The sequence below is a fragment of the Pseudomonas syringae genome, from assembly GCF_021605415.1.
Taxonomy (GTDB): Bacteria; Pseudomonadota; Gammaproteobacteria; order Pseudomonadales; family Pseudomonadaceae; genus Aquipseudomonas; species Aquipseudomonas syringae_S.
In genome coordinates this window covers 15,948-29,091 of sequence record NZ_WKEQ01000011.1, presented here as the reverse complement: position 1 = coordinate 29,091, position 13,144 = coordinate 15,948, and the positions used below count along the sequence as shown (strand labels likewise).

General features: G+C 58.8%; 13 protein-coding genes, 1 tRNA gene and 1 pseudogene. 6 read left to right on the top strand and 9 right to left on the bottom strand.

Translation table 11 applies throughout. From position 1 onward, the window contains the following. Positions 1 to 5: 5 nt before the first annotated feature. The 3 genes from iscR to trmJ form a co-directional block, all read right to left on the bottom strand. Positions 6 to 497: a Fe-S cluster assembly transcriptional regulator IscR gene (iscR, locus tag GIW69_RS10195; protein ID WP_007956690.1), complete on the bottom strand. Its 492-nt coding sequence runs from the start codon at positions 495 to 497 to the stop codon at positions 6 to 8. Between the two features lie 237 nt (positions 498 to 734). Further along, entirely contained in the window at positions 735 to 1,511 is a 777-nt protein-coding gene (gene cysE, locus GIW69_RS10190) for a serine O-acetyltransferase (RefSeq protein ID WP_236482233.1), read from the bottom strand. 2 nt (positions 1,512 to 1,513) lie between these two features. Next, on the bottom strand, positions 1,514 to 2,284 hold the full coding sequence (trmJ, locus tag GIW69_RS10185; protein WP_236482226.1) for a tRNA (cytosine(32)/uridine(32)-2'-O)-methyltransferase TrmJ: 771 nt from the start codon (positions 2,282 to 2,284) through the stop codon (positions 1,514 to 1,516). Positions 2,285 to 2,429: 145 nt separating this feature from the next. Between trmJ and suhB the strand changes: the two genes are divergently transcribed. Continuing rightward, positions 2,430 to 3,248 (top strand): inositol monophosphatase family protein, encoded by an 819-nt coding sequence (suhB, locus tag GIW69_RS10180; protein WP_236482224.1) that lies wholly within the window; start codon positions 2,430 to 2,432, stop codon positions 3,246 to 3,248. A gap of 148 nt (positions 3,249 to 3,396) precedes the next feature. On the opposite strand, the gene GIW69_RS10175 is transcribed toward suhB, so the two are convergent. The 6 genes from GIW69_RS10175 to queA all read right to left on the bottom strand — a co-directional run bounded on the left by GIW69_RS10175 (position 3,397) and on the right by queA (position 9,498). Further along, positions 3,397 to 3,945: a glycine zipper 2TM domain-containing protein gene (locus GIW69_RS10175; RefSeq protein WP_236482222.1), complete on the bottom strand. Its 549-nt coding sequence runs from the start codon at positions 3,943 to 3,945 to the stop codon at positions 3,397 to 3,399. Positions 3,946 to 4,067: 122 nt separating this feature from the next. After that, a complete protein-coding gene (gene secF, locus GIW69_RS10170) occupies positions 4,068 to 4,982 on the bottom strand; it encodes a protein translocase subunit SecF (RefSeq protein ID WP_236482221.1) in 915 nt (304 codons plus the stop codon). Positions 4,983 to 4,991: 9 nt separating this feature from the next. Continuing rightward, positions 4,992 to 6,860 (bottom strand): protein translocase subunit SecD, encoded by a 1,869-nt coding sequence (gene secD / locus GIW69_RS10165; protein WP_236482219.1) that lies wholly within the window; start codon positions 6,858 to 6,860, stop codon positions 4,992 to 4,994. 64 nt (positions 6,861 to 6,924) lie between these two features. Continuing rightward, positions 6,925 to 7,260: a preprotein translocase subunit YajC gene (gene yajC / locus GIW69_RS10160; RefSeq protein ID WP_007956696.1), complete on the bottom strand. Its 336-nt coding sequence runs from the start codon at positions 7,258 to 7,260 to the stop codon at positions 6,925 to 6,927. A gap of 43 nt (positions 7,261 to 7,303) precedes the next feature. Continuing rightward, positions 7,304 to 8,419 (bottom strand): tRNA guanosine(34) transglycosylase Tgt, encoded by a 1,116-nt coding sequence (tgt, locus tag GIW69_RS10155; protein WP_236482400.1) that lies wholly within the window; start codon positions 8,417 to 8,419, stop codon positions 7,304 to 7,306. Positions 8,420 to 8,433: 14 nt separating this feature from the next. Next, positions 8,434 to 9,498, bottom strand: a complete 1,065-nt coding sequence (queA, locus tag GIW69_RS10150) for a tRNA preQ1(34) S-adenosylmethionine ribosyltransferase-isomerase QueA (protein WP_236482218.1) — start codon at positions 9,496 to 9,498, stop codon at positions 8,434 to 8,436. A gap of 108 nt (positions 9,499 to 9,606) precedes the next feature. Here queA and GIW69_RS10145 point away from each other — a divergent pair. From GIW69_RS10145 to tnpC, 5 genes and pseudogenes are all read left to right on the top strand, one after another. Continuing rightward, positions 9,607 to 9,691, top strand: a tRNA-Leu gene (locus tag GIW69_RS10145). A 165-nt stretch (positions 9,692 to 9,856) separates the two neighbouring features. Then, a pseudogene (locus tag GIW69_RS10140) lies at positions 9,857 to 10,771 on the top strand (tyrosine-type recombinase/integrase); the annotation flags it as partial. 91 nt (positions 10,772 to 10,862) lie between these two features. Then, the gene (tnpA, locus tag GIW69_RS26380) at positions 10,863 to 11,195 is read left to right on the top strand and encodes an IS66-like element accessory protein TnpA (protein ID WP_496570910.1); all 333 of its coding nucleotides are present in this window, start codon (positions 10,863 to 10,865) and stop codon (positions 11,193 to 11,195) included. Continuing rightward, positions 11,192 to 11,527 carry an IS66 family insertion sequence element accessory protein TnpB gene (tnpB, locus tag GIW69_RS10135; RefSeq protein WP_009684097.1) on the top strand — a complete coding sequence of 112 codons (336 nt, stop codon included), beginning with the start codon at positions 11,192 to 11,194 and terminating at the stop codon, positions 11,525 to 11,527. The genes tnpA and tnpB overlap by 4 nt, the downstream gene beginning before the upstream one ends. A 61-nt stretch (positions 11,528 to 11,588) precedes the next feature. Beyond that, positions 11,589 to 13,124 carry an IS66 family transposase gene (gene tnpC, locus GIW69_RS10130; protein ID WP_236482215.1) on the top strand — a complete coding sequence of 512 codons (1,536 nt, stop codon included), beginning with the start codon at positions 11,589 to 11,591 and terminating at the stop codon, positions 13,122 to 13,124. Positions 13,125 to 13,144: the final 20 nt, after the last annotated feature.

Below are 13,144 nucleotides of genomic sequence, written 5' to 3'. Positions count from 1 at the left end.
GGCTGTCATTCGACGGCGGACGCTTCAATCTTGTCCAGGCGCGGCGCCTTGCCATTGCAACGACGCTGATCCTGACGCTGGGCCACTTCCTGCACCTCACGGCGAGTTACGAGGTCGGCCAAGCTGATACCGCTGAGAAATTCGTGAATCTGCAGGCTCAGGTCGCACCACAGATGATGGGTCAGGCAGGTGTCACCGGAGTGGCAGTCGCCCTGGCCCTGGCATTTTGTTGCATCAACCGATTCGTTGACCGCATCGATCACCTGAGCCACCTGGATGCCCTGCATGTCGCGGGACAGCTGATAACCACCGCCAGGACCGCGAACACTGGAAACCAGGTTACTGCGGCGCAGCTTGGCGAACAGCTGTTCGAGATACGACAGGGAGATGCCTTGGCGCTCGGAAATATCGGCCAGAGACACGGGCCCGTGCTGCGCGTGCAACGCCAGGTCAAGCATGGCGGTTACGGCGTATCGGCCTTTTGTAGTCAGTCGCATGGACAATTACCACGGAGTTCGGAATGGGCGGGAGTATGCAATTCCCGAGCATTTAAGTCAACTATAAGACCTAGTGCTTTAGTCGGGATTACCCGCAAAAGAGCGCGCGAATGATAGCAAACGCTGGCGGCATACAGCCACTTATTGCGCGTTATCGCTCTTCGCGAGCAGGCTCGCCCCACATTGGAACGCATTCTTCTGCGCAAGCGAGCCTGCTCGCAAAGAAACCGCTGCGACTTAGCTGGCCTGGCTTTGATCTTTATCTTTTACGCAGGCGAAGTCTTCTTCGCGCAGCTCAGGCAGATCTTTCGCACAGTAGTTGCTACCCAGATCCTTCAACGCGCCGCACATGCCTTCCAGACGTCCGTCCACGGCCTGCAAGTGATCAAGCAACTGACCGATGGCGCGCGCCACCGGGTCAGGCATGTCCTCACTGACGCCATATGCATCGAAGCCGATCTTCTCGGCCATGGCCTTGCGCTTGGCGTCCTGCTCTTCATCGGACTTGATGATGATCCGCCCGGGAATGCCGACAACCGTGGCGCCCGGCGGCACTTCCTTGGTGACAACGGCATTGGAACCGACTTTGGCACCCGCACCGACAGTAAACGGCCCGAGCACTTTCGCGCCTGCCCCCACCACCACGCCGTCACCCAACGTTGGATGGCGCTTGCCTTTGTTCCAGCTGGTGCCACCCAAAGTCACGCCCTGATAAATCGTGACGTCGTCGCCGATTTCAGCGGTCTCGCCAATGACGATGCCCATGCCGTGGTCGATGAAGAACCGTCGCCCGACTTTGGCACCCGGGTGAATCTCGATTCCGGTCAACCAGCGGCCGAAGTTCGACACCAGCCGCGCCAGCCATTTCAGATCATTGCGCCAGAGCATACCGGCCAGACGATGAATCCAGATTGCATGCATGCCGGGGTAGCAGGTCAGGACTTCAAAAGCGTTACGCGCCGCCGGGTCTCGATGGAATACGCTTTGGATATCTTCACGCAAACGCTCAAACATCATTAATCCTTCCGCTTAAGGAGCTCGCCACGGGCCGCTTTTTGGGTCTCCGTGAGGATGCCACGCAATATATTCATTTCCGCCCGGCTGACCGAGCTGCGTCCGTACAACCGGCGCAGGCGCGCCATCAAGTGCCGTGGTTTTTCCGGATCGAGGAATTCGATGGCCACCAGGGTTTGCTCCAGGTGCTCATAGAATCGCTCCAACTCATCCATCGTCGCCAGCTCGGCGCTTTTGGTGGACGCGACCTCTTCTTTCTCGATCTTGCTTGGCTGTCCTTGCGAGGCCAGCCAGGCCATGCGCACTTCATAACTCAACACCTGCACCGCCGCCCCGAGGTTCAGCGAGCTGAACTCGGGATCGGAGGGGATGTGCACATGAAAGTGACATCGCTGCAGCTCTTCATTAGTGAGACCGGAATCCTCACGGCCGAACACCAAAGCGATTTCCGCGCCTTGCCCGGCTTCCTCGACGACTTTGGTGCCGCATTCGCGAGGATCGAGCAATGGCCAAGGAATACGACGGTCGCGGGCACTGGTGCCAAGCACCAGATTGCAGCCGACCAAGGCATCTTCCAAAGTGGCGACGACTTGCGCGTTTTCAAGGATGTCCCCGGCACCCGAGGCGCGAGCGTCGGCTTCGTGATGCGGGAAGATACGCGGTTCGACCAGCACCAGCCGCGACAAACCCATGTTCTTCATGGCGCGCGCAGCCCCGCCGATATTGCCGGGGTGGCTGGTATTGACCAGGACCACACGAATGTTTTGCAGCAAGGGAGGCGCTCCCGGACACAGGAAAGGGGGGCAAATATTACAGAACAGCCTACCGTTAAGCTATGAAAGCGAACAGCAACCTTCACCTGAAGAAAAGTTCTGATAGAATGCGCGGCTTTCTTTAACACTCTTAGGTGACACATCCATGCAGCCCATGCTGAATATCGCGCTGCGCGCCGCCCGCAGCGCCAGTGAACTGATCTTCCGCTCCATCGAGCGCCTGGATACCATCAAGGTCGACGAAAAAGACGCCAAGGATTACGTGTCCGAGGTGGATCGCGCCGCTGAACAGAAAATCATCGACGCGCTGCGCAAGGCTTACCCGAATCACTCGATCCAGGGTGAAGAGACCGGCCTGCACGCCGGCACCGGCATCGAAGGCGAAGAGTACCTCTGGATCATCGACCCGCTGGATGGCACCACCAACTTCCTGCGCGGCATTCCTCACTTCGCTGTCAGCATCGCCTGCAAATACCGTGGTCGCCTGGAGCACGCTGTTGTTCTGGATCCGGTGCGCCAGGAAGAATTCACCGCCAGCCGTGGTCGCGGCGCTCAACTGAACGGTCGTCGCCTGCGCGTCAGCGGTCGCACCAGCCTGGAGGGCGCCCTGCTGGGTACCGGCTTCCCGTTCCGTGACGACCAGATGGACAACCTCGACAACTACCTCGGCATGTTCCGCGCACTGGTCGGCCAGACTGCCGGCATTCGTCGCGCCGGTTCGGCGAGCCTGGATCTGGCTTACGTGGCTGCCGGCCGTTTCGACGCCTTCTGGGAGTCGGGTCTGTCCGAGTGGGACATGGCGGCAGGCGCCCTGCTGATTCAAGAAGCCGGCGGCCTGGTGAGCGACTTCACCGGCGGTCACGACTTCCTTGAAAAAGGCCACATCGTTGCCGGCAACACCAAGTGCTTCAAGGCAGTCCTGACGGCGATCCAGCCGCACCTGCCGGCCTCGCTGAAGCGCTAAGCATTCAGCGACAGAAAAGCACCCTGCGGGGTGCTTTTTTTATGTCTGCACCATAGAAACCTGACCCTGTACGCGCTGCCGCTGGGGGATATCTCACCCAAAAAAAAGCACCCCGAAGGGTGCTTCTCGTTTCAGCCTGATCAACCGATCACTGATTCAGCTCGTTCTGCGACAGCACCAGCTTGCCTTCCTTGTCGACCGGAATCTGGTTACCCGGATCGCGATCCATCCGCACCTTGCCTTCCTTGCCATCCAACGAATAACGAACGTCATATCCAACGATCTTGTCGCTGATGTCATTCACAGTGTTACAACGAGTTTGAGTCGTGGTGTAGGTGTCGCGATTCTGCATACCTTCCTGCACCTTGTTACCGGCATAACCGCCACCGACCGCACCGGCCACCGTGGCAATTTTCTTGCCGTTACCGCCGCCAACCTGATTACCCAGCAACCCACCGGCGACCGCACCAATCGCGGTACCGAGAATCTGGTGTTGATCCTTGACCGGCGCTTGCCGGGTTACCGCTACATCCTTGCACACTTCACGTGGTGTCTTGATCTGTGTCTTGACCGGGTCAACGGCTAATACTTGCGCATATTCAGGGCCGCTTTTAACCAGGCTGTAGGTGGCAACAGCACCCCCGGCAGTCACACCGACAGCACCCAATACCGCACCAACCAGCAACGACTTGTTCACATGAACCTCCTGACCATCACATGCGGGACGCTGCCCCGCGCTTCTCCCAGCCTTGGAGCATAAAAAAAGGCGCGAGTTCAACTCGCGCCTTTTTTGGCAGACAACTGGAAAGTCGATGACCGTTATGGACGGTCGTCGATCTCCTTGTCGGTATTGGCCGGCGGAATCAGATCTTCCGTGGTCAGGTTCAGCCAGATCAGCACCACGTTCGCGATGTAGATCGACGAGTACGTACCCGCCAAAACACCAATGAACAGGGCAATGGAGAAGCCGAACAGGTTGTCGCCGCCGAAGAACAGCAGCGCCGCAATCGCCAGCAATGTCGAGATCGACGTCGCCATGGTGCGCAGCAGGGTCTGGGTGGTCGAGATGTTGATGTTCTCGATCAGCGAAGCCTTGCGCAGCACGCGGAAGTTTTCACGAACCCGGTCAAATACCACGATGGTGTCGTTCAGCGAATAACCGATGATCGCCAGTACCGCCGCCAGCACCGTCAGATCGAAGGTGATCTGGAAAAACGACAGGATACCGATGGTCACGATCACGTCGTGGATCAGCGACACGATGGCGCCGACCGCGAACTTCCACTGAAAGCGGAACGCCAGGTAGATCAGGATGCCGCCGAGCGCCAGCAGCATGCCGAGGCCGCCCTGGTCGCGCAGTTCTTCACCGACCTGCGGGCCGACGAATTCGACACGCTTGACCGTCGCCGGGTTATCACCACCGACCTTCTGCAGCGCTTCCGCGACCTGATGGCCCAGCTGCGGATCTTCACCCGGCATGCGCACCAGCAAATCGGTAGTCGCGCCAAAGTTCTGCACGACGGCTTCGTGGTAACCCGACGTCGCCAGTTGCTCGCGCACCTTTGTGACGTCGGCCGGACGCTCGTAAGTCAGCTCGATCAGCGTACCGCCGGTGAAGTCCAGGCCCCAGTTCATGCCCTTGGTGACGACGCTGAACAGAGCCAACACCGTCAGGAACAATGTGACGCCGAACGCAACGTTGCGAACGCCCATGAAGTTGATTGTACGTAACATGGCAGCCCCTTAAATCCACAACTTCTTGAAGTCACGTCCGCCGAAGATCAGGTTGACCATCGCGCGGGTCACCATGATGGCCGTGAACATCGAGGTAAAGATCCCGAGGGACATGGTCACTGCGAAGCCTTTCACCGGGCCTGTGCCCATGGCGAAGAGAATCCCGCCGACCAACAGAGTTGTCAGGTTGGCGTCGAGAATCGCGGTGAATGCCCGGCCGAAGCCTTCGTTGATTGCACGCTGCACGGTCATGCCGGCGGCGATCTCTTCGCGGATCCGCGAGAAGATCAACACGTTGGCGTCGACCGCCATACCCATGGTCAAGACGATACCGGCGATGCCCGGCAGGGTCAGCGTTGCACCCAGCAGCGACATCAGCGCCAGCAGCAACACCATGTTCACCGACAGAGCGACAGTGGCGATGATGCCGAAGAAGCGGTAGATGGCGATGATGAACAGCGAGACGAACAACATGCCCCACAGTGATGCATCGATACCTTTGGTGATGTTGTCGGCACCCAGGCTCGGGCCGATTGTGCGCTCTTCAGCAAAGTACATCGGCGCTGCCAGACCACCGGCACGCAGCAACAGCGCCAGCTCGGACGATTCGCCCTGGCCGTTCAGGCCGGTGATGCGGAACTGGGCACCCAGCGGCGACTGGATGGTCGCCAGGCTGATGATTTTCTTTTCTTCCTTGAACGTCTGCACCGGCACGTCTTTCTCGACGCCGTTGACCACTTGCTTGACGTAAGTGGTGACCGGACGCTGCTCGATGAAGATCACCGCCATGCTGCGGCCGACGTTGCTGCGGGTTGCGCGGCTCATCAGTTCGCCGCCATGACCATCCAGACGGATGTTCACTTCAGGCGTGCCGTGCTCGCCGAAACCGGCCTTGGCGTCGGTGACCTGGTCACCGGTGATGATCAGGCCACGCTCGATCTGCGCCGCAGGACGATTGCCCTCACGGAATTCGAACGACTCGGACGTTGCTTTCGAAGCGCCCGGCTCTGCCGCCAGACGGAATTCAAGGTTGGCCGTCTTGCCGAGAATACGCTTGGCTTCGGCAGTGTCTTGCACGCCCGGCAGCTCAACCACGATGCGGTTGGCGCCTTGACGCTGAACGATCGGCTCGGCAACACCCAGCTCGTTGACGCGGTTACGGACCGTGGTCAAGTTCTGCTTGATGGAGTATTCACGGATTTCCGCCAGCTTGGCCGGGGTCATCGCCAGACGCAGCACCGGTTGACCATTCAGGTCGGCCGGAACAATGTCGAAATCGTTGAAGTTCTTGCGGATCAGTGCACGGGCTTGTTCGCGGCTGCCTTCATCAGCGAAGCCCAGCTGGATGGCACCGCCCAGTTGCGGCAGGCTGCGATAGCGCAACTTCTCTTTGCGCAGCAGGCTCTTGACGTCACCTTCGTAGACTTTCAGGCGTGCGTCGAGGGCTTTGTCCATGTCCACTTCCAGCAGGAAGTGCACACCACCGGACAAGTCCAGGCCCAGCTTCATCGGGTGCGCACCCAGATTGCGCAGCCATTGCGGGGTGGTCTGTGCCAGGTTCAGCGCGACGACGTAGTCATCACCCAATGCCTTGCGCACAACGTCTTTTGCCGGCAACTGATCTTCAGCCTTGGTCAGACGGATCAGGCCGCCCTTGCCGTTGTCCGCCAGCGTGGCAGCCTTGACGTTGATCCCGGACTCTTTCAGCGCGGTGCTTACGCGATCCAGATCGGCCTGATTGACCTGCAGTGCCGTGCTGGCGCCGCTGATCTGAATGGCCGGGTCATCCGGGTATAGATTGGGAGCGGAATAAATCAGACCGATCGCCAGCACCGCCAGGATCAGAATGTATTTCCACAGAGGGTATTTGTTCAGCATCACGCCGCCCGTTATGAACGCGGGGCGCCTTGCGCGCCCCGTCGATTGAGTAGAAGTTGGAACCTTAAATCGCTTTCAGCGTGCCTTTTGGCAGCGTGGCGGCGATGGCGCCTTTCTGGAACTTCATTTCCACGGTGTCGGACACTTCCAGAACCACGAAGTCATCGGCCACTTTGGTGATCTTGCCGGCGATGCCGCCAGTGGTGACCACTTCGTCGCCCTTTTGCAGGCTGCTCAGCAGGTTCTTCTGCTCTTTGGCGCGCTTGGCCTGTGGACGCCAGATCATCAGGTAGAAGATGACCAGGAAGCCGACCAGGAAAATCCACTCGAAACCGCCACCCATTGGGGCGGCAGCTGGTGCAGCGGCGTCAGCCATGGCATTAGAGATAAAAAAGCTCATTTAGCACTCCAGTTGCAAATGTTGAATCTTGGGGTCAGAAAACTCAGTCCAAAGGCGGAACGGGAAGTCCGCGTTTGGCGTAGAAGGCATCGACAAAGGCGGCCAATGTACCCTGTTGAATAGCCTCGCGCAAACCAGCCATGAGCACCTGATAATGGCGCAAATTGTGGATGGTATTGAGCATGCTGCCGAGCATTTCGCCGCACTTGTCCAAGTGATGCAGATAAGCGCGGGAAAAGTTCTGGCAGGTGTAGCAATCACAGGTCGGATCCAGCGGTGATTCATCATGGCGATGGAACGCGTTTCGGATCTTCAGCACGCCGGTATCAATGAACAGATGCCCATTGCGGGCATTACGGGTTGGCATCACGCAATCGAACATGTCCACACCGCGGCGCACACCCTCAACCAGATCTTCGGGTTTGCCAACGCCCATAAGGTAACGAGGTTTGTCAGCCGGCATCAGGCCCGGCAGATAATCCAGCACCTTGATCATTTCGTGCTTGGGCTCGCCCACAGACAGACCACCGATGGCCAGGCCATCGAAGCCGATCTTGTCGAGCCCCTCAAGCGAGCGCTTGCGCAGATTCTCGTGCATGCCACCCTGAACGATGCCGAACAGCGCGGCGGTGTTGTCGCCATGGGCATTCTTCGAACGCTGAGCCCAGCGTAACGACAGCTCCATCGACACGCGAGCCACGTCTTCATCCGCCGGATACGGCGTGCATTCGTCGAAAATCATCACGATGTCGGAGCCGAGATCGCGCTGGACCTGCATCGATTCTTCCGGGCCCATGAACACTTTGGCACCGTCGACCGGAGAGGCGAAGGTCACGCCCTCCTCCTTGATCTTGCGCATCGCGCCAAGACTGAACACCTGGAAACCGCCGGAGTCGGTCAGGATCGGGCCTTTCCACTGCATGAAATCATGCAGGTCGCCGTGCTCCTTGATCACCTGAGTACCGGGACGCAGCCACAAGTGGAAGGTGTTGCCCAGAATGATCTCCGCGCCAGTGGCGACGATGTCCCGTGGGAGCATGCCCTTGACCGTGCCGTAGGTGCCAACCGGCATGAACGCCGGGGTTTCGACGGTGCCGCGCGGGAAGGTCAGGCGACCACGACGGGCCTTGCCGTCGGTGGCAAGGAGCTCAAAGGACATGCGACATTCGCGACTCATTCTGTTTCCTCTGGGCCTGTTTGTTTAGGGGCAGTAGGTGCGGGATTACGGGTGATGAACATCGCATCACCGTAGCTGAAAAAGCGGTATCCATTGTCGACGGCGGCCTTATAGGCGGCCATGGTTTCGGGATAACCGGCGAAAGCGGAAACCAGCATCAACAGCGTGGATTCCGGCAAATGAAAATTGGTCACCAGCGCATCGACCACATGAAACGGTCGGCCCGGGAAGATGAAAATGTCGGTGTCGCCACTGAACGGCTTGAGCACGCCATCGCGCGCGGCACTTTCCAGCGAGCGCACGCTCGTCGTACCAACGGCAATCACCCGACCGCCACGCGCACGGCAAGCGGCGACCGCATCGACCACGTCCTGGCCGACTTCCAGCCACTCGGTGTGCATGTGATGGTCTTCAAGCTTCTCGACCCGCACCGGCTGGAACGTACCCGCGCCCACGTGCAGCGTGACAAACGCGGTCTCGACGCCCTTGGCGGCAATCGCTTCCATCAGCGACTGATCGAAATGCAGCCCCGCCGTCGGCGCCGCCACCGCGCCGAGGCGCTCGGCGTACACGGTCTGATAGCGCTCGCGATCCGAGCCTTCATCTGGGCGGTCTATATAAGGAGGCAACGGCATGTGCCCGACACGATCGAGCAACGGCAGCACTTCATCAGCGAACCCCAGCTCGAACAACGCATCATGCCGCGCCAGCATCTCCGCCTCGCCACCACCGTCGATAAGAATCTTCGACCCCGGCTTCGGCGACTTGCTGGAGCGCACATGGGCCAGCACGCGATGCGTGTCGAGCACTCGCTCAACAAGGATTTCCAGCTTGCCGCCGGACGCTTTCTGCCCGAACAGCCGCGCCGGAATCACCCGGGTATTGTTGAACACCATCAAATCGCCCGGGCGCAAATGCTCAAGCAAATCAGTGAATTGACGGTGTGCGAGGGCGCCGCTCGGCCCGTCAAGGGTCAGCAGGCGGCTACCGCGACGCTCGGCCAAAGGGTGGCGAGCGATCAGCGAATCAGGGAGCTCGAAGGTAAAGTCAGCAACGCGCATGATGGGGTTCGTCTAGCAGGGCCGGAAAGTCTAGCGGAAATATCGAAAATTGACCATGAAACGTGATTGACCAACGGTAATCTCATCTCTATACTTCGCCGCCATTGAGCCCTGATGGCGGAATTGGTAGACGCGGCGGATTCAAAATCCGTTTTCGAAAGGAGTGGGAGTTCGAGTCTCCCTCGGGGCACCATATAGCAGTATCTGAAAGTCTCTACCAGACTCTCAGACCCAAAGAAACCGGCCACTTAGGTCGGTTTTTTTATGTCTGGCTATCTACCTCTGTATCCCCTTATCCGTTGTATCCCTGTATCCCTGCTTGTATCCTGAGAAAAATACCGAACTTTGGGATACAAGGATGAAGCGCGCAGACATCAAGCGCCGCCCTCTCGCAGATACAACGCTTGCGGGACTGGAGCCGGAATCAAAGGAATACCGGGAGCTGGACGGAAACGGCCTCTACTTCAGGGTCAAACCTGATGGTGGCAAGTCTTGGCAGCTTCGCTACAAACGCCCGGCGGGCAATTGGGCTTGGATGGGGCTCGGGGGCTACCCGGAAGTAAGTGGCGCGCTGGCACGAGACAAAGCTGCTGATCTACGCAAAGTAGTGAGTAGCGGTGCCGATCCCCTTGAACAAAAGCGATCCGCGAAAGCTGCTATCGATGCAGCCAAGACCCGAACCTTTCGAGCTGCCGCTGATGCCTGGCTGAAGGCAAAAGAGGAAAAGGGTCTCGCCCCCTCCACACTCAACAAAATCCGTACCTACCTCGACAAAGACATACTCCCGGCACTGGGAGATAAGCCCCTAGACGAAATCACCCGTACCGACTGCGCGGAACTCCAAGCATCCATCGAAGCCCGAGACGCACACAACGTGGCGGAAAAGTGTCGCACTTGGATCAATCAGATATTCGGGCGAGCCATCGGCTTGGGCCTGACTGAAAACGATCCGGGCAGTCGCCTTCGTGACATCGCCGCACAAGCCCCTAAGACTCAGCAACATCCACATTTGCTGGAGCCTGAGCTGGGTGAATTTCTCCAGGCGCTCAAAAACACTCCGGCCAGACTGACTGCTCGCACTGCTGCTTGGCTTTGTGTATGGACAGCATCGCGACCTGGCATGGTCCGTTTGGCTGAATGGAAGGAGTTTGACCTTGAGAAATCCATTTGGACCACACCTGCCGCCAAGATGAAGATGCGTCGAGATTTTGTCTGCCCTCTTCCCCACCAAGCAGTCGCAGCGCTGAAAGAGCTGCATTGTTTAACCGTCCGGCCAACTCACCTTCCTGACCCCGACGCCAAAGGCGATGGTGTCCACCTAATTTAAGTGGACACCATTTCTAGCCTTTTAAGCGGGTCTTTCCATGCAGTCACAACGCCGTTCCTATTCAAAATCCTTCAAGGCCCAAGTTGTCCAAGAGTGCGCCCAGCCCGGCGCATCGATTGCCAGCGTCGCGCAGAAGCACAGCCTTAACGCGAACCTCGTCCATAAATGGATTAGGGTACTCACGAACAAAACCATGGCGCTGCAACCTGCTTTCATTCCAGTGCCCTTGCCGCTAGCCGGAGGACACTCGCAGGCAGCTTCATCGAGTATCTGCATTGAAATCCAGCACCCGCGTGGCACCGTCAAAGTGAACTGGCCGACCGAAAGCGCTGTCGCCTGTGCCACCTTTCTGCGAGGCCTATTGGTATGATTCGGATCGATGCCATCTGGCTTGCCACCGAGCCTATGGACATGCGCGCCGGTACCGAGACCGCGCTGGCCAGGGTGATCGCGGTGTTCGGTGTGGCGAAGCCGCACTGCGCATACCTCTTCGCTAATCGCCGTGCCAACCGAATGAAAGTCTTGGTGCATGACGGTGTGGGCATTTGGCTGGCAGCGCGACGATTGAACCAAGGCAAGTTTCATTGGCCCGGCATCCGTCACGGATCGGAAGTCGAACTCGATAACGAGCAACTTCAAGCCTTGGTACTGGGTTTGCCGTGGCAGCGGGTCGGCGCAGGCAGCGCGATCACAGTGCTTTAGCCCCTGCCATTAGCCCATCGGTTTATCGCTGTTGACGACCTGCTCTGACACAATCAGCGGCATGACTTCCTCGCCCAATCTCGACCAGATGACACCGGAACAGCTGCGCGGCTTGGCCGAACAGGCTATGCAGTTGCTGTCCCAGGTCGACTCCATGAGCCAGAAAATCCAACGCCTCGAAACGGTCAACGAGCAACTGGCTCATGAAATCGCCATCCTCAAGCGACACAAGTTCGCCAAGCGCAGCGAGCAACTGAGCCCCGACCAAGGCAGTCTGCTCGATGATCTGCTCGATACCGATATCGCAGCTATCGAAGCCGAGCTGAAGGCAGCCAATCCGCCGGCCGCACCGGCCGAGCCACGTAATAAGCCCAAGCGTGCACCACTGCCGCCGCAGTTTCCGCGAACCGTGATCCGTCACGAACCAGAGAATACTCAGTGCGTGTGCGGCTGCCAGCTTCAGCGAATCGGCGAAGACGTCAGCGAGAAGCTCGATTACACTCCGGGCGTGTTCACCGTTGAGCGGCATGTGCGTGGAAAATGGACGTGCCGTCAGTGTGAAACACTGATCCAGGCGCCTGTACCGGCCCAAGTGATCGACAAGGGCATCCCGACCGCAGGCCTGTTGGCCCACGTGATGGTGGCGAAGTTCGCCGACCATTTACCGCTGTACCGGCAGGAGAAGATTTTTGGTCGGGCCGGACTGCCCATCGCCCGTTCGACACTGGCGCAATGGGTCGGACAGACCGGTGTGCAGCTCCAGCCTCTGGTCGATGCGCTGCGTGAGCATGTGTTGGCCCAGGGCGTGATCCACGCCGATGAGACCCCGGTTCAGATGCTCGCACCAGGCGAAAAGAAAACCCACCGCGCTTACGTGTGGGCCTATAGCACCACGCCTTTCTCGGCCCTCAAGGCCGTAATCTACGACTTCAGCCCCAGCCGTGCCGGCGAACATGCGCGTAACTTCCTGGGCACGTGGAACGGTAAGCTGGTCTGCGATGACTTCGCCGGCTACAAGGCCAGCTTCGAGCTGGGCATCACCGAAATCGGCTGCATGGCCCATGCACGCCGCAAATTCTTCGACCTGCATGCAGCCAATAAAAGCCAGTTGGCGGAGCAGGCGCTTCACTCGATTGGCGGGTTGTATGAAGTCGAGCGACACGCCAAGGAAATGAGCGACGAAGACCGCTGGCGATTACGTCAGGAAACAGCGGTGCCCATCGCTGAAAAACTGCATGAGTGGATGTTGGCCCAACGCGAACTTGTGCCCGAGGGTTCGGCCACGGCCAAGGCCCTGGATTACAGCCTTAAACGCTGGGTAGCGCTGACGCGCTACTTGGAAGATGGTGCTGTACCCATCGACAATAACCAGATCGAGAATTTGATCCGGCCGTGGGCGCTTGGGCGCTCGAACTGGTTATTTGCCGGGTCGCTGCGCAGTGGAAAAAGGGCGGCGGCAATCATGAGCCTGATCCAGTCGGCGCGTATGAATGGGCACGATCCGTATGCCTATCTCAAGGATGTGCTGATGCGGCTGCCGACACAGCGGGCGAGCGAAATCACGCAATTACTCCCGCAGCATTGGATGCTTGCCTGAGACAGGCTAAGTGGACTTCG

Coding starts and splice junctions, on each gene's coding strand:
- iscR (WP_007956690.1), bottom strand. CDS start 497: ATGCGACTGACTACAAAAGGCCGATACGCCGTAACCGCCATGCTTGAC.
- cysE (WP_236482233.1), bottom strand. CDS start 1,511: ATGTTTGAGCGTTTGCGTGAAGATATCCAAAGCGTATTCCATCGAGAC.
- suhB (WP_236482224.1), top strand. CDS start 2,430: ATGCAGCCCATGCTGAATATCGCGCTGCGCGCCGCCCGCAGCGCCAGT.
- secF (WP_236482221.1), bottom strand. CDS start 4,982: ATGTTACGTACAATCAACTTCATGGGCGTTCGCAACGTTGCGTTCGGC.
- secD (WP_236482219.1), bottom strand. CDS start 6,860: ATGCTGAACAAATACCCTCTGTGGAAATACATTCTGATCCTGGCGGTG.
- yajC (WP_007956696.1), bottom strand. CDS start 7,260: ATGAGCTTTTTTATCTCTAATGCCATGGCTGACGCCGCTGCACCAGCT.
- tgt (WP_236482400.1), bottom strand. CDS start 8,419: ATGTCCTTTGAGCTCCTTGCCACCGACGGCAAGGCCCGTCGTGGTCGC.
- queA (WP_236482218.1), bottom strand. CDS start 9,498: ATGCGCGTTGCTGACTTTACCTTCGAGCTCCCTGATTCGCTGATCGCT.
- tnpA (WP_496570910.1), top strand. CDS start 10,863: ATGCAGTCACAACGCCGTTCCTATTCAAAATCCTTCAAGGCCCAAGTT.
- tnpB (WP_009684097.1), top strand. CDS start 11,192: ATGATTCGGATCGATGCCATCTGGCTTGCCACCGAGCCTATGGACATG.
- tnpC (WP_236482215.1), top strand. CDS start 11,589: ATGACTTCCTCGCCCAATCTCGACCAGATGACACCGGAACAGCTGCGC.